Here is an 18,985-nt window from a genome sequence, read left to right as displayed (position 1 = left end):
CCCGCGCTCAACCGGGGTACGGCTGAAATCTACCGGTCAGCTCGCGCACCTCGTCACGCGCCTTCTGGCTGTCGGTCCCGCCGCGCAGCACTCCCGTGAGCAGGGCGGCGATCCGTTCCATCTCCTCCTCTCCCATGCCCTGGGTGGTCAGCGCCGCCGTGCCGAGCCGCAGGCCGCGGGCGTCGCCGTGCGGCAGTGCGCAGCAGTCGAGCACCATTCCGGCCGCGGCGAGCCGCCCGCGCGCGGTGCGTCCGTCGACACCGAGGGGTGCCGGGTCGGTGGTGATCAGATGGGTGTCGGTGCCGCCGGTGGTGACGACCATGCCCTCCTCGGCCAGCCGGGCCGCGAGCACCCTCGCATTGGCGACCACCTGATGGGTGTACGCGGCGAAGGCCGGTGTCGCCGCCTCTCCGAAGGCGACGGCCTTCGCGGCGATGGTGTGCATCTGTGCGCCGCCCTGCGTGAAGGGGAACACGGCGCGGTCCACCCGCTCCGCGAGCTCGGCGCCGCAAAGGATCATTCCGCCGCGGGGTCCGCGCAGCACCTTGTGCGTGGTGGCGCAGACGACGTCGGCGTACGGCACCGGACTGGGCGCCGCTCCCCCGGCGACGAGCCCGATGGGGTGGGCCGCGTCGGCGATCAGATACGCGCCCACCTCGTCGGCGACCTCGCGGAAGAGGGCGTAGTCGATGTGCCGCGGGTAGGCGATGGAGCCGCACACGATCGCCTTCGGGCGGTGCGTGAGGGCGAGCGTCCGCACCTGGTCGTAGTCGATGAGCCCGGTCTCGGCGTCCACCCCGTATCCGACGAAGTCGAACCAGCGGCCGGAGAAGTTGGCGGGCGAGCCGTGCGTGAGGTGACCGCCGTAGGGCAGGCCGAGGGCGAGGACGGTGTCGCCGGGGCGCAGCAGGGCGGCGTACGCGGCGAGGACGGCCGAAGAGCCCGAGTGGGACTGGACGTTGGCGTGCTCGGCGCCGAAGAGGGCCTTCGCCCGTTCCACGGCCACGCGTTCGGCCACGTCGACGATCTCGCAGCCGCCGTGGTGCCGGGCGCCCGGATATCCCTCGGCGTACTTGTTGGCCAGCTGCGAGCCGAGCGCTGACAGGACGGCCGGCGAGGAGAAGTTCTCCGCGGCCACGAGCTGGAGCGTCGTCGACTGCCGGTCGAGCTCCCCGAGCAGGATCTCGGCCAGCTCGGGATCCTGCTGCCGCAGGACGTCGGCGGTCTGAGGGGCATGGGTGACCGGCATGGTGGGCTCCGGGCGTCGACGATGACGTACGACCAATGTAGGCCCGGTCCCCCTGAGGTGCGCGGTTCTTACATCCTCGCGGGCAGCCCGGTCAGCGCCGTCACCACCGGATCCAGGGCCTGATGTATCTCGTCGCCGATCGAGCGGAAGAACGTCAGCGGTGCGCCGTAGGGGTCGTAGACCTCGTCCGCCTCGGCCGTCGGGGCCAGGAGCCACCCGCGTAGAGCGGCCGCCGCACGAACCAGGGCACGGGCACGCGCCACCACGCCGCCCCATCCCGGACGCGCCTCTCGCACCGCTCGGCCCTGGCGGGCCTCCCGGGCATCGAGCCGCTGCGCCGGACGCCGTCCGGCGGCTCATGGCGCCCCGTCAAGCGCGCGCGGCCACACCCGTCAGCGCCGTCACCACCGGATCCAGGGCCTGATGTATCTCGTCGCCGATCGAGCGGAAGAACGTCAGCGGTGCGCCGTAGGGGTCGTAGACCTCGTCCGCCTCGGCCGTCGGGGCCAGGAGCCACCCGCGTAGAGCGGCCGCCGCACGAACCAGGGCACGGGCACGCGCCACCACGCCGTCCTCCAGCGGGGGGAGGGTCGCGGGGTCGATCGCGCGGACCAGGCGGGTGAACTCCTTCAGGGTGAAGGTGCGCAGGCCCGCCGAGTGGCCCATGGAGATGACCTGGGCGCGGTGGTCGCGGGTCGCCGTCAGGACGAGGTCGGCCATGATGACGTGCTCGTCGAGCAGTTCACGGCCGGTGAAGCCGGAGGCGTCCGCGCCGAAGTCGGCGAGGACCCGCTCCGCGTTGGCCTCCATGGACGCGCCCTCGTGGCCCCAGGTGCCCGCGCTCTCCACGATCAGCGCGCCGCCCAGGACGCCGAGGCGTTGCGTCACGAAATGCCGGGTCAGCCGCTCGGTGATGGGTGAGCGGCACACGTTTCCGGTGCTGACGTGGAGGATGCGGAAGCAGTCGCGTGGAAGCCCGACAAACGTTGTCGTGATCTCCGTCGCCCGTTCCCAGTTGCCTATGCCACGCCCCGCGTCAGGGGCTGTCAATTGGCCACCTCGAGGTCGGGTACGACCTTGCGCAGCTCCTCCGGCGACAGCGCGCCCTCGCGCAGCAGCACCGGCACGGGGCCGGTGACGTCCACGATGGAGGACGGGATGTTGCCGGGCGTCGGGCCGCCGTCGAGGTAGACGGAGACGGCGTCGCCGAGCATCTCCTGCGCGGCGTCACAGGTCTCCGGCGACGGGTGCCCGGTGAGGTTGGCGGAGGAGACGGCCATCGGGCCTACCTCGGTCAGCAGCTCGATGGCGACCGGGTGCAGCGGCATGCGCACGGCGACCGTGCCCCGGGTCTCGCCCAGGTCCCACTGGAGCGACGGCTGGTGCCTGGCGACGATGGTGAGCGCGCCCGGCCAGAACGCGTCGACGAGCTCCCAGGCCATCTCGGAGAAGTCCGTGACGAGGCCGTGGAGCGTGTTCGGGGAGCCGATCAGCACCGGAGAGGGCATGTTGCGGCCCCGGCCCTTGGCCTCCAGCAGGTCGCCGACGGCCTCCGAGGAGAACGCGTCCGCGCCGATGCCGTACACCGTGTCGGTCGGGAGGACCACGAGCTCGCCACGGCGGACGGCGGACGCGGCTTCGCGCAGACCGGTCGTGCGGTCGGTCGCGTCATTGGTGTCGTATCGCCGAGCCATGTCTAGCGGGCCTCCTCGTACACGTACGTCCGGGAAAAGGTGTGGGCGGTCACGGCAGCGCCTTGCGGGCGGTCGCGAACCGCGGACGGTTGTTGAGGTCCGGGTGGTCGGCCGCGTCGGCCCAGCCCCGCTCCTCGGTGAAGATCCACGGCACCTGGCCGCCCTGGGTGTCGGCGTGCTCGATGACGACGACGCCGCCGGGGCGCAGGAGCCGGTGTGCGGTCCGCTCCAGACCGCGGATGAGTTCGAGGCCGTCCTCGCCGGAGAACAGGGCGAGTTCGGGATCGTAGTCCCGCGCCTCGGGCGCGACGTACTCCCACTCGGTCAGCGGGATGTAAGGCGGGTTGGAGACGACGAGGTCGACCTGGCCGTCGAGGTCGGGGAAGGCCTCGAGGGCGTTGCCCTGACGCAGGTCGACCCGGGAGCCGGCCACGTTCTTGCGGGTCCACCGGAGCGCGTCCTCGGACAGCTCCACGGCGTGCACGCGCGAGCGCGGGACCTCCTGGGCCAGGGCGAGCGCGATCGCGCCGGAGCCGGTGCACAGGTCGACGATGCAGGGCTCCACCACGTCCATGGCGCGCACGGCGTCTATCGCCCATCCGACCACGGACTCGGTCTCCGGGCGGGGCACGAACACGCCCGGCCCCACCTGGAGTTCGAGATACCGGAAGTAGGCCCGCCCGGTGATGTGCTGGAGCGGCTCACGCTGCTCGCGCCGGGCGATGACCTCCCAGTAGCGGGCGTCGAAGTCCGAGTTCTTCACGGAGTGCAGCTCGCCCCGCTTCACGCCGTGCACGAACGCGGCGAGCTCCTCCGCGTCGTTGCGCGGCGAGGGCACGCCGGCGTCGGCCAGCCGCTGGGTGGCCTGTGCCACCTCTGCGAGCAGCAGGTTCACGCAAGTCCTCCGTGTCGTACTGGGTCGTGCGTACGGCCTTTATGCGGCGGCCAGCTTCGCCGCCGAGTCCGCGTCGACGCAGGCCTGGATGACCGCGTCGAGCTCGCCGTCCAGGACCTGGTCAAGGTTGTACGCCTTGAAGCCCACGCGGTGGTCCGAAAGGCGATTCTCCGGGAAGTTGTACGTACGGATCTTCTCGGAGCGGTCGACGGTGCGGACCTGGCTGCGGCGGGCGTCGGCGGCCTCCCTCTCCGCCTCCTCCTGCGCCGCTGCGAGCAGCCTGGAGCGCAGGATACGCAGTGCCTGCTCCTTGTTCTGCAGCTGGCTCTTCTCGTTCTGGCAGGAGGCGACCACTCCGGTCGGGATGTGCGTGATGCGCACGGCGGAGTCCGTCGTGTTGACGGACTGGCCGCCAGGTCCGGAGGAGCGGTAGACGTCGATGCGGAGGTCGTTGGGGTTGATCTCCACGTCGACCTCCTCGGCCTCCGGGGTCACCAGGACACCCGCGGCCGACGTGTGGATGCGGCCCTGGGACTCGGTCGCCGGCACACGCTGCACGCGGTGCACGCCGCCCTCGTACTTCAGGCGCGCCCAGACGCCCTGCCCGGGCTCGGTGGCGCCCTGGCCGCCCTTGGTCTTCACGGCGACCTGGACGTCCTTGTAGCCGCCCAGCTCGGACTCGGTGGCGTCGATGATCTCGGTCTTCCAGCCGACGCGCTCGGCGTAGCGCAGGTACATGCGCAGCAGGTCGCCGGCGAACAGGGCCGACTCGTCGCCGCCCGCGCCCGCCTTGATCTCGAGGATGACGTCCTTGTCGTCGCTGGGGTCGCGCGGGACCAGCAGCAGGCGCAGCTTCTCGGTGAGCTCCTCGCGCTGCTTCTCCAGCTCCTTCACCTCGGCGGCGAAGTCCGGGTCGTCCGCGGCGAGTTCACGCGCGGTCTCGATGTCGTCGCCGGTCTGCTTCCAGGAGCGGTAGGTGGCGACGATCGGGGTGAGCTCGGCATAGCGCTTGTTCAGCTTGCGCGCGTTGGCCTGGTCGGCGTGGACCGACGGGTCGGCGAGCTTCGTCTCCAGGTCGGCGTGCTCACCGACGAGTTCCTCGACGGCCTCGAACATCTTGGGCTCCTGAAATGCGGAAGGAAGGGAAGGCGGACGACCAAAAACGCCGGTCCCGGCGCGCCTGTGGAGGGCGCGGCCGTGGACCGGCGAATGGAAGCCCGCTACTTCTTGGAGCCGGCTCCAGCCTTGCCGAAGCGGGCCTCGAAGCGGGCCACGCGGCCACCGGTGTCGAGGATCTTCTGCTTGCCCGTGTAGAACGGGTGGCACTCGGAGCAGACCTCGGCGCGGATGGTGCCGCTGGAGATCGTGCTGCGGGTGGTGAACGACGCGCCACAGGTGCAGCTGACCTGCGTCTCGACGTACTCGGGGTGGATGTCGCGCTTCAAGGTGTCTCCTAGTTTCGGGAGGGCGCCGGGTCGCATCCGCGGGATACGGAAACGTGAACCGGGGCCGACGTACCAGTCTGCCAGGACTGGGGCCATCCCCCAAAACCGGGGGTTCGCCTGTTCTATTCCGGACAGGTCTCGGGCGGCCCCGGGCTAGGCCCCGTGCCGCTCAGCCGGCGCTGACGACGCCCTTCGCGTCACCCGTGGCCGTACCGGCGGTCGCCGACTTCGGGATGGTCCGGTCGTTCCTCAGGGCCGTCCAGACCTGCTCGGCCTTCTTCTCCTGGACGACGACCCGGTTCCGGTTGGCCGGGTCGTACTGCACCGGCATGGTGACCATGGTCATCTTCGAGGAGCTGATGCCCTTGAGGTTGCCCGCGAACGACATCAGGGAGTTCACCGACCCCAGGTCGGAGTCGGCGGTCACGGTCTTGGTGGCGGTGTCGGCGAGGTCGTAGAGCTTCTTCGGGTTGGTGAAGACGCCGAGGTGCTTGACCTGGTCGACCAGCGCCTTGACGAAGGCCTGCTGGAGCTGGATGCGGCCGAGGTCGGAGCCGTCGCCGACACCGTGCCGGGTGCGGACCAGGCCGAGGGCCTGCTCACCGTCGAGGGTGTGCGTGCCGGCCTTGAGGTGGAGGTGGCTCTCGCGGTCGTCGATGGCCTTGGACGTGGTGATCGGGACACCGCCGAGCTCGTCGACGAGCTTCTGGAAGCCCTTGAAGTCGACCTCGAGGTAGTGGTCCATGCGGATGTCCGTCAGGGACTCGACGGTCTTCACCGCGCAGGCGGCCCCGCCCGTGGAATAGGCGGAGTTGAACATCACGCCCTGCGCCGCGGGGTGACTGTTGCCGCCGGTGTCGGTGCACTCGGGGCGGTCGACGACGGTGTCCCGCGGGATGGAGACCACGCCGGCCCGCTTGTGGCCCTTGTACACGTGCACGATCATCGCCGTGTCGGAGCGGGCGCTGCCGTCGTCGGCGCCGCCGCCGAGCTTCTTGTTGCTGCCGGCGCGGGAGTCCGAGCCGAGCACGAGGATGTTCTCGGAGCCGTTGTCGACCTTCGTCGGCCGGGACGTGCCGAGGGCCGAGTCGATGTCGATGCTCTTGATGTTGCCGTTGAGCTTGAAGTACAGGTATCCGGCTCCGGTACCACCCAGCACGACGATCCCCGCGGCGGTCCAGGCCGTGATCAGAAGGCCCTTGCGGCGCCTGCTGCGGGGCTTGCGGCGGCGGCCCTTGGCGCTGTTGCGCGGGCCGCTGGTACCGGAATCTTCCGGTATGCCGGGATCCGGCGTGCTCTCGGCGGTCATGTGCTCCTCGTTCTCGTCCGGTCGGTTACCCCCTGATTCCAGGGACAGGCCTGTCGATACGGGTCGTACCGCACCATCGTCGCTCCATCCGGTCAGACGGAGAAACCCGAGAAAGGGTTGCACAACGCACTGTGCCCGGACGGTGGACGTCCGGGCACAGTGCGTCACGTTCGTTTACAGGCGTAACGCACTCACCTGCGGTTTCAGCCGAACAGGTCGTACGACTGGAAACCGGTACCGACCGAGACTCTTGTGGCAAAGATCTCGCTGGTGGCCTTACCGGTGCCCTTGTACAGGTAGAGCGTGCCGCCGGGCGTGCGGGCCAGGAAGTCGGCCTTGCCGTCCCCGCTGATATCGCCGATCGCGTCGAAGGCGTTGTAGCCCGTCCAGGCACTGCGCACCTTGATGCGGGCCGAGAAGGCGCCCGTGCCGGACTTGCCGGTGCCCTTGTACAGGTACAGGTCGCCGGTGCTCCTGTTGCGGGCGAGCAGGTCGGCCTTGCCGTCGCCGGTGAAGTCCCCCTTGCCGCGCAGGGAGTTGTACTGGTTCCAGCCCGTGCCGACCTTCACGCGGGTGGCGAAGGTGCCGTTGCCCTTGCCCGGGTAGATCCACAGGGCGCCGGCGGAGTCGACCGAGAGGACGTCGGGCAGATAGTCGCCGGTGACGTCGCCCGGGGTGACGATGCGGGTGCGCGTCGTCCAGGCGCTGAACATCTTGGTCTTGGACCACGAGCCGGTCGAGGGCACGTAGTGCAGCCAGTAGACGTCGCCGGTGGAGCTCTGGCGCAGCACGAGGTCCTGGTAGCCGTCCCGGTTCAGGTCGGTCTGCAGGACGAGGTTGAAGCCGTCGTACGAGCCCAGGGACACGCGCGCGGCGAACGAGCTGCCCTTGGAGTCCTTCTCGAACGCCTCCTTGGTGGAGGAGCTGCGCACGAACAGGTCGGCCTTGCCGTCGGTGTAGCTGAGATTGGCGTCGTCGACGTTCGCGTAGGCGGCGCCGACGTAGGTGCTCACCTTGGAGAAGACGCTGTAGTAGCCCTTGGTCACGCAGTTCGTCACGCCCCACGAGACGACGCCGACGATGCGGTTGTTCACGACCAGCGGGCCGCCGGAGTCGCCGTTGCAGGCCGCCTTGGTGCCGCTGTCGCTGCCGCTCTGCGAGCCGGCGCAGATCATGTGGCCCTTGACGTACTCGCTGCCGTAGACGCCGGAGCAGGTGCTGTCGGCGTGGATGGTCAGCGTGGCCGACTTCAGCGTCTCGGAGATGTCCTGGCTGGTGGAGCTGGTGCGCCCCCAGCCGTAGAGCTTGGCGCTGGTGCCGCCCGCGTACGAGGTGGTGTCGCCGGACGTCGTCATCCGGATCGGCGTGGCCTTGACCGGGGCGGCGAGGGTGAGGACGGCGATGTCGTTGTTGATCGTCGCCGGGCTGTACGACGGGTGGTTCCACTGCCTGAGCGGCAGCGAGACGGTGCCGCCGTGCAGGTCGGTGTCGCCGGCGCTGTCGGTGGTCGGCAGCTGCGAGGTGCCGGTGACGACGGCTCCGTACGCCTTCCAGTTGTAGCTCTTGCCGGACTCGTCCTTGGCGCAGTGCGCCGCGGTGAGGATCTTCGTCGGCGATACGACCGTGCCGCCGCAGAAGAAGCCGATGTCGTCGCTCTCGTCGGTGGTGCCCCGGTCGTCGTAGTACCAGAGCTGCGCCATCCAGGGCGCCGAGGCGATGGCGGTGTCGGTGCCGCCGACGACGTACGGGCTCACCGTCGAGCCGGTCGAGCCGGTCGAGCCGGTCGTGCTCGCGCTGAGGGACGACTTCGGCGCGGCCTTGCCCGCGGTGCCGTCGGTGGCGAGCGCGCCGGTGATGCGCCGCTTCAGCTCGGCGGTCGGGACGGAGCTGGTCGCGGGCTTGACCTTGGGCGTCGGCACGGTGGTCGCGGCGTTCGCCGACGAGCTCAGCAGCGCGGCGGCGACGGCCGCGGCGACACCGGCGGCGGCGACGGGCAGCGCGAGACGTATCCGGCGTCTGTGACGGCCAGGTCCGGACATGGTTGTGGACAAGAGTGTTCCCCCCAGGGCACAAGTGACAGGAGAGGCGCGAGAGTGCGCCCCGTCCCTATCAGCGCCGAAAGGCCTCCCCCCGTCACCGAAGTGAACGGGGGGAGGCCTTTCTTGGGAGAGTCTTGGAACTCCGGGAGACCGCGCGTCAGTCGCCGTTGCCGGGCGTCGGCGTCGTCTTCTGAATCTGCATCAGGAACTCGGCGTTCGACTTCGTCTGCTTCATCTTGTCGAGGAGCAGTTCGACCGCCTGCTGCTGGTCGAGGGCGTGCAGCACCCGGCGCAGCTTCCACACGATCCCGAGCTCGTCGGGAGCGAGCAGGATCTCTTCCTTACGGGTGCCGGACGCGTCGACGTCCACCGCCGGGAAGATCCGCTTGTCGGCGAGCTTGCGGTCGAGCTTGAGCTCGGCGTTGCCGGTGCCCTTGAACTCCTCGAAGATCACCTCGTCCATGCGGGACCCGGTGTCCACCAGCGCGGTGGCGAGGATGGTCAGCGAGCCGCCGTCCTCGATGTTGCGGGCCGCACCGAAGAAGCGCTTCGGCGGGTACAGCGCGGTCGAGTCGACACCACCGGACAGGATGCGGCCGGAGGCCGGGGCGGCGAGGTTGTACGCACGGCCCAGACGCGTGATCGAGTCGAGCAGCACGACGACGTCGTGGCCCAGCTCCACCAGACGCTTGGCGCGCTCGATGGCGAGCTCGGCGACCGTGGTGTGGTCCTCGGCCGGGCGGTCGAAGGTCGAGGAGATGACCTCGCCCTTGACCGACCGCTGCATGTCGGTGACCTCTTCCGGACGCTCGTCGACCAGGACGACCATCAGGTGGCACTCGGGGTTGTTGTGCGTGATCGCGTTGGCGATCGCCTGCATGATCATGGTCTTGCCGGTCTTCGGCGGGGCCACGATCAGACCGCGCTGGCCCTTACCGATCGGCGCGACGAGGTCGATGATGCGGGTGGTGAGGATGCCGGGGTCCGTCTCCAGACGGAGGCGGTCCTGCGGGTACAGCGGCGTCAGCTTGTTGAACTCCGGGCGGCCACGGCCGTGTTCGGGCGCCATGCCGTTGACGGAGTCGAGGCGGACCAGCGCGTTGAACTTCTCGCGCCGCTCGCCTTCCTTGGGCTGACGGACCGCACCGGTGACGTGGTCGCCCTTGCGCAGGCCGTTCTTGCGGACCTGGGCGAGGGAGACGTACACGTCGTTCGGGCCCGGCAGGTAGCCGGAGGTCCGGATGAACGCGTAGTTGTCGAGGATGTCCAGGATGCCCGCGACGGGGATCAGGACGTCGTCGTCGGTGAGCTGCGGCTCGCCGGCCATCTCGTCACGGCCGCGCCGGCCACGGCGGTCGCGGTAGCGGCCGCGCCGGCCACGCCGGCCACCCTCGAAGTCGTCGTCGTCCTGCGGGCCGTTGTCGCGCTGCTGGCGGTCCTGACGGCCGCCGCCCTGCTGCTGGTTCTGCTGACCGCGCTGGCCGCCCTGGCCCTGCTGGTCGTCGCCCTTGTTCCCACGGCGGTCGCCGCGGTCACCGCGGTCACTGCGGTCCCGGCCGCGGTCGCGGTCACGGCGGTCGCGGCGGCCACGGCCGTCGCCGTCACCGGCGTCGCCCTTGGCGTCGTTCTGACCCTGGCCCTTGGACTCGTTCTGCGCGGCGGGCGTCTCGGCCTTCGGCTCGCTCTTCGCCTCGGCGGCGACCGTCTCGGGGCTGCCCGCCTCGGCGGTGGCGCGACGGCGGCGGCGCTCCGCGGGAGCGTCCTCTCCGCCCCGCTCGGCATCGCGCGAGGGGCCGCCGGCCGGCTGGCCGGGAATCTCGATCTGCTGCTGGGCGACGGCCTTTTCGGCCGGCGCGGCCGCCTTCTTCTCGGCGGCGGCCTCGTCACCCGTGCGGGACCTGGAAGTGGCGCGGCGCTTGGGCTTGGTCTCGGCGGCGGCCTCGTCCGACTTGGCCGGAGCGGCGGCACCTCCCCCGGCCTGCGCCTCCTTGATGACCTCGATCAGCTGGCTCTTGCGCATGCGCGCCGTGCCCCTGATCCCGAGGCCGGATGCGACCTGCTGCAGCTCGGCCAGCACCATGCCGTCGAGGCCGGTACCGCGGCGTCGCCTGGAGCCTGCACCGGTGGCAGGCGCGGCGGCGTCCGTGGCGGGCGCGGCAGCAGTCTCCTCGACTCGTGCGCCCATCAGATCGGTGGTGTCGCTCACGAAGGGTCCTTCCCTGGAGCGGACGTCGGCCTGTCTGGCTCGGCGACCGGTTGTGCTTCCGGCTTCGGTCCTTGCTGTCTGGACCGCGCCGGGGCGGTGGTCCGCCAAAGATGGCGGAGGCAATATCTTGGGATGGCGCTTCCCGGAGCCGTGACCGTGGCACCCAGTGTCGGTGTCACGTGGCTCGGTCGCACCGATTCCGGAGCGTGCCCGGCAAGTCGCTCAGTGCTCGCGTACGAGGTACTGCCCGCGTGCTTCGTACGGAACACAGTGCGGCTTGGGAGGCTCCCGGAAGAATGTCTGTCCCGGACTGGGACACGAAGCACCTCGCCATGGTGAGGTCGGGTGCAGACTTGAGATTAACACTACCGGATCCAACAAACATTCCCCCTCTCGAAATCCGGCAACCGTGTGTCAGGTCGCGAGCGGCAGCACGCTCGCCCCCTCCGCGTCGAGCTCGAGCCGGTTCGCGGCCCAGCCCTCACCTGCCACATCGGCCACCTTGTCGGCGCTGTCCGCGTCGACCAGCGCGAGCACGGTGGGTCCCGCGCCGGAGATGACTGCGGGGACTCCGTCGGCCCGCAGCCGCTCCACCAGAGCTGCGCTCTCCGGCATGGCGGGCGCGCGGTACTCCTGGTGGAGACGGTCCTCGGTGGCGGGCAGCAGCAGCTCGGGGCGCCGGGTGAGGGCCTCGACGAGCAGGGCTGCACGGCCCGCGTTGGTTGCGGCGTCTACGTGCGGCACGGTGCGCGGGAGCAGGCCGCGCGCGGTCTCGGTGAGGACCGGCTTTCCGGGCACGAAAACCACCGGAACGATGGAATCGGCGGCGTCCATCCTGATCGCGCGCGCGGCACCCGCCTCCATCCAGGAAAGGGTGAAACCGCCGAGCAGACAGGCCGCCACGTTGTCGGGGTGCCCCTCGATCTCGGTGGCGAGCTCGAGCAGGGCCGTGTCGTCGAGCTTCGACTCGCCGCCTATGGTCACGGCGCGCGCGGCGACGATGCCGGCGCAGATGGCGGCCGACGAGGAGCCGAGGCCGCGGCCGTGCGGAATGCGGTTGGCGCAGACGATCTCCAGGCCGCGTGGCTGCCCGCCGAGCAGGTCGAAGGCGGTGCGCAGGGACCGTACGAGCAGGTGCTTCTCATCACGCGGCAGCGTCTCGCTGCCCTCGCCCGCGATGTCGATGTGCAGCCCCGTGTCGGCCACCCGGACGACCACGTCGTCGTAGAGCCCGAGCGAGAGCCCGAGGGCGTCGAAGCCCGGGCCGAGGTTGGCGCTGGTGGCGGGGACACGCACCCTTACGGCTGCGGCGCGGAATGCAGGACCGGCCATCTCTCGATGACTCTCCTTAGAGCTGCGTGATGGTCGAAGACGTTCGATACGACATCGGATACGTACGCGGAGACCCTCGGACCGCTGAGGCGGCGCGGCACCGTCCACATGCTCCATGTGCGGAGGCATATGCGGCGGGCGGGTTCGGTACAGCTTATCGAAGGAAGCTTCTGTGGCGACATAGGGCGCACAGGAGGCGCACGATGCGTGCCGTAAGCCCCCTGTGCACCCCTTGGCGGGAGTTCCCGGTCAGGCCAGACCGAGGCGCTCGGCGGCGGCCACGGCGTCGACCGGGACGGTGACCGGCTGCGGGGCGCCGGCGACGGCCCAGTCGGGGTCCTTCAGGCCGTTTCCGGTCACCGTGCACACGATGCGCTGCCCGGAATCGACCTTGCCCTGCTCGGCGGCCTTCAGCAGACCGGCGACGGACGCGGCGGACGCGGGCTCGACGAAGACACCCTCCCGGGCGGCCAACAGCCGGTAGGCGCGCAGGATCTCACGGTCCGTCACCTCGTCGATGAAGCCGCCGGACTCGTCCCGCGCGGCCAGCGCGTACTGCCAGGAGGCGGGGTTGCCGATGCGGATCGCGGTGGCGATGGTCGACGGGTCCTTGACGATCTCGCCGCGCACGATCGGGGCGCTGCCGGACGCCTGGAAGCCCCACATCCGGGGCGTGCGCGTGGCCACGCCGTCGACGGCGTACTCCTTGTAGCCCTTCCAGTAGGCCGTGATGTTGCCCGCGTTGCCGACCGGGAGGACGTGGATGTCGGGTGCGTCGCCGAGCATGTCGACGATCTCGAAGGCGGCCGTCTTCTGGCCCTCGATGCGCACCGGGTTGACCGAATTCACCAGCGCCACAGGGTAGTTCTCGCTCAGCGCGCGGGCGAGGGTGAGGCAGTCGTCGAAGTTGCCGTCGACCTGGAGGATCTTGGCGCCGTGCACCAGCGCCTGGCCCATCTTGCCGAGCGCGATCTTGCCCTGCGGGACGAGAACGGCCGAAACCATGCCGGCCCGCACCGCGTACGCGGCAGCGCTCGCCGAGGTGTTGCCGGTGGAGGCGCAGATGACGGCCTGCGCGCCCTCCTCCTTGGCCCTGGTGATGGCCATGGTCATACCGCGGTCCTTGAAGGACCCGGTGGGGTTCGCGCCCTCCACCTTGAGGTGGACCTCACAGCCCGTGCGCTCGGAGAGCACCTGCGCGGGCACGAGGGGCGTGCCGCCCTCGCGGAGCGTCACGACCGGCGTGGTGTCGGAGACGGGCAGCCGGTCCCGGTACTCCTCGATGATTCCGCGCCACTGGTGGGTCATTGCTGGTTACTCTCCTTCAACCCGCATGATGCTGGCGACACCCCGCACGGTGTCGAGCTTGCGCAACGCCTCGACGGTCCCGCTCAGGGAGGCGTCGGACGCGCGGTGGGTGACGACGACGAGGGATGCCTCGCCGCCCCCGTCCTGTCGGCCTTGCTGCCGAACGGTATCGATGGACACTCCGTGCTCGGCGAACACGGTGGCGACCTGGGCGAGAACACCCGGTTTGTCGGCCACATCGAGGCTGATGTGGTACCGCGTCACGACGTCGCCCATGCCCGACACGGGAAGCGCGGCGTACGCCGACTCGCCGGGCCCCGTCGATCCGCTCAGCCGGTTGCGGCAGACCGCGACGAGGTCGCCGAGCACGGCGGAGGCGGTGGGCGCGCCGCCGGCACCGGGGCCGTAGAACATGAGCTGCCCGGAGGCGTCGGACTCCACGAACACCGCGTTGTAGGCGCCGCGCACGGAGGCGAGGGGGTGGCTCAGCGGAATCATCGCGGGGTGCACGCGCGCGGTGACGGACCTGCCGTCCGCGGCCCGCTCGCAGATGGCGAGCAGCTTGATGGTGCAGCCCATCTCCGACGCCGAACGGAAGTCGGCGGCGGTGACCTCGGTCATGCCCTCGCGGTAGACGTCGTCGAGGCGCACCCGCGAGTGGAAGGCGATGCCGGCGAGGATCGCGGCCTTGGCGGCGGCGTCGAAGCCCTCGACGTCTGCGGTCGGGTCGGCCTCGGCGTACCCCAGGGCGGTCGCCTCGTCGAGGGCCTCCTGGTAGCCGGCCCCCGTCGAGTCCATCTTGTCGAGGATGAAGTTGGTGGTGCCGTTGACGATCCCGAGCACGCGGTTGACCTTGTCGCCGGCGAGGGACTCGCGCAGCGGGCGGATCAGCGGGATGGCTCCGGCGACGGCGGCCTCGTAGTAGAGGTCCTTGCCGTGCTCCTCCGCGGCGGCGTGCAGGGCCGCGCCGTCCTGGGCGAGCAGCGCCTTGTTCGCGGAGACGACGGAGGCGCCGTGCTCGAAGGCGGTGGTGATGAGGGAGCGGGCGGGCTCGATGCCGCCGATGACCTCGACCACGACGTCGATGTCGCCGCGCTTGACGAGGGCGGTTGCGTCGGTGGTGACGAGGGAGGCGTCGATGCCCTCGCGCACCTTGGACGGCCGCCGCACGGCCACGCCCGCGAGCTCCACGGGCGCGCCGATGCGGGCGGCGAGGTCGTCGGCGTGCGTCGTCATGATGCGCGCCACCTCTGAGCCGACAACCCCACAGCCCAGCAGCGCCACCTTCAGCGGACGCGTACGCATCATCCGACCTCGTTTCCTCATACCAGCTACGGTTGCACCAGTCTCACTCACCGGACGGGAGTTTCTATCCCATGTCCGGATCGTGAGACATCGATTTCATTTGTACGGGGTGGCAGGACAGGAGATCTTCCACCCCTTTCGTTTCTTCCATTCTTCTCCGGCTCACCCCACGTCGAGGCGCAGCAGGTCCTCCTCCGTCTCACGGCGGACGATGACGCGGGCCTCGCCGTCGTTCACCGCGACGACGGGCGGCCGGAGCACGTGGTTGTAGTTGCTCGCCATGGAACGGCAGTAGGCGCCCGTCGCGGGCACCGCGATGAGGTCACCCGGTGCCAGGTCGGCGGGCAGGAACGCGTCCTTCACCACGATGTCCCCGCTCTCGCAGTGCTTGCCGACGACCCGGGCGAGCATCGGCTCGGCGTCGGAGGTGCGCGAGAGCAGGGCGACGCTGTACTCGGCGTCGTAGAGCGCGGTGCGGATGTTGTCCGACATGCCGCCGTCGACGGAGACGTACGTCCGCAGGCCGTCCAGGGCCTTGATGGTGCCGACCTCGTAGAGCGTGAAGGCGGTCGGGCCGACGATGGCGCGGCCGGGCTCGACGGAGATGCGCGGCGTGCGCAGCCTGGCCGCCTCGCACTCACGGGTGACGATCTCGGTCAGCGCCTTGGCGATCTCGTGCGGCTCGCGGGGGTCGTCGTCGCTGGTGTAGGCGATGCCCAGCCCGCCGCCCAGGTCGATCTCGGGCAGCTCGACCCCGTGCTCGTCCCGGACGTCCTTGAGCAACCCGACGACGCGGTGCGCGGCGACCTCGAAGCCGGACATGTCGAAGATCTGCGAGCCGATGTGGCTGTGGATCCCGATCAGTTCGAGCCCTTCGAGCTGCAGCGCCCGCCGCACGGCCTCGGCGGCCTGTCCCCCGGCGAGCGGGATGCCGAACTTCTGGTCCTCGTGGGCGGTGGCGATGAACTCGTGCGTGTGCGCCTCGACCCCGACGGTGATCCGGATCTGCACCCGCTGCCGCTTGCCGAGCTCCTGCGCGATGTGCGCGACGCGGACGATCTCCTGGAAGGAGTCGAGGACGATACGGCCGACGCCCTCGGTGACCGCGCGGCGGATCTCCTCCACCGACTTGTTGTTGCCGTGGAAGGCGATGCGGTCGGCGGGCATGCCCGCGGAGAGGGCGGTGGCGAGCTCGCCGCCGGAGCAGACGTCGAGGTTGAGGCCCTCCTCGTGCAGCCACCGCACGACGGCACGGGAGAGGAAGGCCTTGCCGGCGTAGAAGACGTCGGCGTCGGCCCCGAAGGCGCTGCGCCAGGCCCGCGCACGGGCGCGGAAGTCGGCCTCGTCGAGGATGTAGGCCGGGGTGCCGTGGGCCTCGGCGAGCGTCTTGACGTCGACGCCGCCGACGGTGGCCACGCCGTCCTCGTCACGGGTGACCGTGTGGGCCCAGACCTTGGGGTCGAGCACGTTGAGGTCGGTGGGCGGGGCGGAGTAGTGGCCCTCGGGAAGGACGTCGGCGTGACGGGGCCCGGCGGGGTGTGCGGAACGGCTCATTTTCTCGGGTGGCTTTCTGTGTGCGTCACAGGTGATCGGGTGCGTCGATGCCGAGCAGGGACAGGCCGCCGGCCAGCACCGCCCCGGCGGCTTCGGCGAGCGCGAGCCGGGCACGGTGGGCGGCCGAGGGTTTCTCGTCACCGCGCGGAAGCACGGCGGGCAGGACGGCGAGAACGGCATCGGCGACGCCGACGAGGTGCCGGGCCAGGCTGTCGGGCGTGCGGTGCGCTGCCGCACGGGCGAGGACGCGGGGGTGGTCGGTGAGGGTGGAGAGGAGGAGGGCCGGGGTCTGGTGCGGCTCTTCTTCTACGTCTCCGGGTACGGAGGTGAAGCCCAGGTCGGCGGCGTTGCGGCTGAGGGCCCGGGTGCGGGCGTAGGCGTAACGGACGCGGAAGAGAGGGTTGCTCTCGCGCTGGACCAGGTGATCGGCGGTGATACGGGGCCGGTCGTGGGCCGCGGGGTGCAGCAGCGCCCAGCGGGCGGCGGCGGGGCCGAGCAGGGCGGGGTCGTCGGGGGCCGGCACGGGCCGGAGGTTCACCGGCTCGCGGTGGCTCACCTCCACGCGCCCCCCTTGCGAACCGACGATCCGCACCAGCGCGTCCGCGACGACCTCGGCGCGGACGTCGTACGGGATACGCAGCTCGACGACCTGCCCGGCGAGGGAGTCCGCGTGGCCGTAGGCCGGTCCGGCGTCGAGGATCTCGCGGGTCAGCGCGGCCGCGGAGGCCGCCGTCCCGTCAAGGCTGATGTTGATGAAACCCGGCCCGGTGACGACGACGTCGGCGACACCGTCCGCCCCGGCGAGGTGCTGCCGGAGGATCTCGGCGACCCGCAGCGGCGGCCGGCCGGCCGGTCGTGCGAGCTGGAGGGCGATGCTGGTGGCGTAGTCACCGCACCCGCCCGGACCCGGCGGCGCGACGACGGCCCGTCGCGGCACGGCCACACTCAGCTCCCCACCATCGACAGCACGACGCACCGCGCGCAGCACGGTGCGGGACAGCTCGACGGGGGTCACGGGACAAGCGTATGGGAGGAGGGGGGTGGGTATGCGAGTCGGTTTGGGGAGGGTCCGGGATGTGGACGGGGGCTGCGCGCGGCTACGCGGTGCTACGCGCGCTAGGGGGCAGGGATCTACGGGGATCTACGGGGATCTTTCCGGGTTGCCGCGGGGGTCACGCGGGCGACAGCCGTGGGCGTCAGCCGCCGGCGCCGCGCCCGGCCCGCTCGGCCTCGCCGACGCCGAGCACGCTCCCGACCTCGGACTGACCACTCTCTCCCCTGCTCTCGCCGCTACCCCGGCGCTCGATCAACTGCCGTACGAGACGCACGAGTTCGGCAGGTTCGAAGGGCTTGGCGAGAAAGGCGTCGACTCCGACGTCCAGTCCGGCGTCGACCTCGTAGGAGGTGCAAGCGCTGACGATGGCCAGGGGAAGGTCACGGGTCCGGGGATCGCTGCGCAGCCGGGCGGCGGTACGAAGTCCGTCGAGCCGGGGCATCACGACATCGAGTGTCACCACGTCGGGACGCACCTGATGCACGACATCCAGACACTCGGCACCGTCAGCCGCGGTCACCACCTCGAAACCCTCCAGCTCGAGATTGACCCTGATCAGCTGCCGGATGACCTTGTTGTCGTCCACAACAAGCACCCGACCCGACGCGCCTGGCACAACTCGAGAGTAGGTCGGGACCGGCCACCGCGTCCGGCTTTTCCCTGTTTCTGGCTCGGGTGGGGGACGGGGGGTTGGGGGTTGGGGGTTGGGGGGTGGGGGTTGGTTGGGGGCGGTTGGGGGGGGTGGAGGGAGGGTGGCCGGTTGTGGCGTGGGGGGCGTTGGGGGTGGGGGGCGTTGGGGGTGGGGGGTGGGGTGGGACTGGTGGGGGGCGGGGTCGGCTCGGCGTGGGTGTGGGTGGGAGCGCGGTGGAGGGGTGGCCGTGGGCCGGCGGGGTTGGGGGATGGCCGTGGGCCGGCGGTGGAGGGCGGCTCATGAATTGGCGGTTGAGGGGTGTTCGCGGGTTGGCAGGTAAGGGATCGGGGCACCAGTCGGCGGTTGAAGGGTGCGGCGATGCTGACGCATTGGGCGACAGGGGGGCGCGCTGCACCGGGTGCCGCCGAAGGGGCGACGAGTGGCCGCACGAGTGGCGCAACCCGTGCACGGCAGCGAGGGGGTGGCACTGCTCCCGACGCCGGAAAACCCGTTCATGAACACCCTGGATCAGCTGGTAGGGTTCTACCCGTCGCCGCGCACACAGCGCAGCAGACACGCCCCCGTAGCTCAGGGGATAGAGCAACGGCCTCCGGAGCCGTGTGCGCAGGTTCGAATCCTGCCGGGGGCACTCGCCAGTCAGCCAGCAAGAACCGTGCTCTGACCAGCGCGAATGCCGACACGAGAGAGCGGGAGTCAGTCTCACTGACTCCCGCTCTCTCTCGTCGTCTCTCAGCGTCCACGCACCATCTGCGATACACACGACACACCTCCGCCACACCCCGTAGCGTCCCCCGTGGCCCGCGGGTTGGCATCTGTGGTTGCAGCCTCGCCGCACCGAGTCCGTACGACACAGCTCACTGACGACTTTTACCCCGGGGCGACGCCGAGACGATTCGCAAAAACGGGGCGAAACCACATGAGGGCCGGGCAAGATGTCCCTATG

Annotated in this window: 15 protein-coding genes, 1 tRNA gene and 1 pseudogene; 1 reads left to right on the top strand and 16 read right to left on the bottom strand. The window is 70.5% G+C overall.

Annotation, left to right across the window (positions count from 1 at the left end; translation table 11 throughout):
• Nucleotides 1-7: 7 nt before the first annotated feature.
• The 16 genes and pseudogenes from glyA to ACGFYN_RS35835 form a co-directional block, all read right to left on the bottom strand.
• Entirely contained in the window at nucleotides 8-1,249 is a 1,242-nt protein-coding gene (glyA, locus tag ACGFYN_RS35910; RefSeq protein WP_393870136.1) for a serine hydroxymethyltransferase, read from the bottom strand.
• A gap of 68 nt (nucleotides 1,250-1,317) precedes the next feature.
• Nucleotides 1,318-1,518, bottom strand: a pseudogene (locus tag ACGFYN_RS35905) (protein-tyrosine-phosphatase); the annotation flags it as partial.
• A 100-nt stretch (nucleotides 1,519-1,618) separates the two neighbouring features.
• A complete protein-coding gene (locus ACGFYN_RS35900) occupies nucleotides 1,619-2,299 on the bottom strand; it encodes a protein-tyrosine-phosphatase (RefSeq protein ID WP_393870135.1) in 681 nt (226 codons plus the stop codon).
• Nucleotides 2,296-2,943 carry an L-threonylcarbamoyladenylate synthase gene (locus tag ACGFYN_RS35895; protein ID WP_393870134.1) on the bottom strand — a complete coding sequence of 216 codons (648 nt, stop codon included), beginning with the start codon at nucleotides 2,941-2,943 and terminating at the stop codon, nucleotides 2,296-2,298. The genes ACGFYN_RS35900 and ACGFYN_RS35895 overlap by 4 nt, the downstream gene beginning before the upstream one ends.
• 49 nt (nucleotides 2,944-2,992) lie before the next feature.
• Nucleotides 2,993-3,838 (bottom strand): peptide chain release factor N(5)-glutamine methyltransferase, encoded by an 846-nt coding sequence (prmC, locus tag ACGFYN_RS35890; RefSeq protein ID WP_393870133.1) that lies wholly within the window; start codon nucleotides 3,836-3,838, stop codon nucleotides 2,993-2,995.
• 39 nt (nucleotides 3,839-3,877) lie between these two features.
• Nucleotides 3,878-4,954: a peptide chain release factor 1 gene (gene prfA / locus ACGFYN_RS35885; protein WP_393870132.1), complete on the bottom strand. Its 1,077-nt coding sequence runs from the start codon at nucleotides 4,952-4,954 to the stop codon at nucleotides 3,878-3,880.
• A 104-nt stretch (nucleotides 4,955-5,058) separates the two neighbouring features.
• Nucleotides 5,059-5,283, bottom strand: coding sequence for a 50S ribosomal protein L31 (gene rpmE / locus ACGFYN_RS35880; protein ID WP_350835713.1), 225 nt, complete (start codon nucleotides 5,281-5,283; stop codon nucleotides 5,059-5,061).
• A gap of 169 nt (nucleotides 5,284-5,452) precedes the next feature.
• On the bottom strand, nucleotides 5,453-6,592 hold the full coding sequence (locus ACGFYN_RS35875) for an LCP family protein (RefSeq protein WP_393870131.1): 1,140 nt from the start codon (nucleotides 6,590-6,592) through the stop codon (nucleotides 5,453-5,455).
• 203 nt (nucleotides 6,593-6,795) lie between these two features.
• Nucleotides 6,796-8,631, bottom strand: coding sequence for a trypsin-like serine protease (locus ACGFYN_RS35870; protein ID WP_393870130.1), 1,836 nt, complete (start codon nucleotides 8,629-8,631; stop codon nucleotides 6,796-6,798).
• 157 nt (nucleotides 8,632-8,788) lie between these two features.
• Nucleotides 8,789-10,837, bottom strand: coding sequence for a transcription termination factor Rho (gene rho, locus ACGFYN_RS35865; RefSeq protein ID WP_393870129.1), 2,049 nt, complete (start codon nucleotides 10,835-10,837; stop codon nucleotides 8,789-8,791).
• 414 nt (nucleotides 10,838-11,251) lie between these two features.
• Nucleotides 11,252-12,169 carry a homoserine kinase gene (thrB, locus tag ACGFYN_RS35860; RefSeq protein ID WP_393870128.1) on the bottom strand — a complete coding sequence of 306 codons (918 nt, stop codon included), beginning with the start codon at nucleotides 12,167-12,169 and terminating at the stop codon, nucleotides 11,252-11,254.
• A gap of 249 nt (nucleotides 12,170-12,418) precedes the next feature.
• Nucleotides 12,419-13,477 (bottom strand): threonine synthase, encoded by a 1,059-nt coding sequence (gene thrC / locus ACGFYN_RS35855; protein ID WP_393870127.1) that lies wholly within the window; start codon nucleotides 13,475-13,477, stop codon nucleotides 12,419-12,421.
• A gap of 6 nt (nucleotides 13,478-13,483) precedes the next feature.
• Nucleotides 13,484-14,782: a homoserine dehydrogenase gene (locus ACGFYN_RS35850; RefSeq protein ID WP_393870213.1), complete on the bottom strand. Its 1,299-nt coding sequence runs from the start codon at nucleotides 14,780-14,782 to the stop codon at nucleotides 13,484-13,486.
• A 162-nt stretch (nucleotides 14,783-14,944) separates the two neighbouring features.
• Nucleotides 14,945-16,336 carry a diaminopimelate decarboxylase gene (gene lysA / locus ACGFYN_RS35845; RefSeq protein ID WP_393870126.1) on the bottom strand — a complete coding sequence of 464 codons (1,392 nt, stop codon included), beginning with the start codon at nucleotides 16,334-16,336 and terminating at the stop codon, nucleotides 14,945-14,947.
• A 25-nt stretch (nucleotides 16,337-16,361) separates the two neighbouring features.
• Complete coding sequence (gene nrtL, locus ACGFYN_RS35840; RefSeq protein WP_393870125.1) at nucleotides 16,362-17,351, bottom strand: ArgS-related anticodon-binding protein NrtL; 990 nt, start codon at nucleotides 17,349-17,351, stop codon at nucleotides 16,362-16,364.
• A gap of 181 nt (nucleotides 17,352-17,532) precedes the next feature.
• Nucleotides 17,533-18,006: a response regulator gene (locus tag ACGFYN_RS35835; protein WP_393870124.1), complete on the bottom strand. Its 474-nt coding sequence runs from the start codon at nucleotides 18,004-18,006 to the stop codon at nucleotides 17,533-17,535.
• Between the two features lie 592 nt (nucleotides 18,007-18,598).
• Here ACGFYN_RS35835 and ACGFYN_RS35830 point away from each other — a divergent pair.
• Nucleotides 18,599-18,670: transfer RNA gene (locus ACGFYN_RS35830), tRNA-Arg, on the top strand.
• Nucleotides 18,671-18,985 lie beyond the last annotated feature (315 nt).

The organism is Streptomyces sp. NPDC048419 (genome assembly GCF_043200415.1).
Taxonomy (GTDB): domain Bacteria; phylum Actinomycetota; class Actinomycetes; order Streptomycetales; family Streptomycetaceae; genus Streptomyces.
This window is presented reverse-complemented; position numbering and strand designations above follow the sequence as displayed.

Coding starts and splice junctions, on each gene's coding strand:
- glyA (WP_393870136.1), bottom strand. CDS start 1,249: ATGCCGGTCACCCATGCCCCTCAGACCGCCGACGTCCTGCGGCAGCAG.
- ACGFYN_RS35895 (WP_393870134.1), bottom strand. CDS start 2,943: ATGGCTCGGCGATACGACACCAATGACGCGACCGACCGCACGACCGGT.
- prfA (WP_393870132.1), bottom strand. CDS start 4,954: ATGTTCGAGGCCGTCGAGGAACTCGTCGGTGAGCACGCCGACCTGGAG.
- ACGFYN_RS35875 (WP_393870131.1), bottom strand. CDS start 6,592: ATGACCGCCGAGAGCACGCCGGATCCCGGCATACCGGAAGATTCCGGT.
- ACGFYN_RS35870 (WP_393870130.1), bottom strand. CDS start 8,631: ATGTCCGGACCTGGCCGTCACAGACGCCGGATACGTCTCGCGCTGCCC.
- thrB (WP_393870128.1), bottom strand. CDS start 12,169: ATGGCCGGTCCTGCATTCCGCGCCGCAGCCGTAAGGGTGCGTGTCCCC.
- thrC (WP_393870127.1), bottom strand. CDS start 13,477: ATGACCCACCAGTGGCGCGGAATCATCGAGGAGTACCGGGACCGGCTG.
- ACGFYN_RS35850 (WP_393870213.1), bottom strand. CDS start 14,782: ATGCGTACGCGTCCGCTGAAGGTGGCGCTGCTGGGCTGTGGGGTTGTC.
- lysA (WP_393870126.1), bottom strand. CDS start 16,336: ATGAGCCGTTCCGCACACCCCGCCGGGCCCCGTCACGCCGACGTCCTT.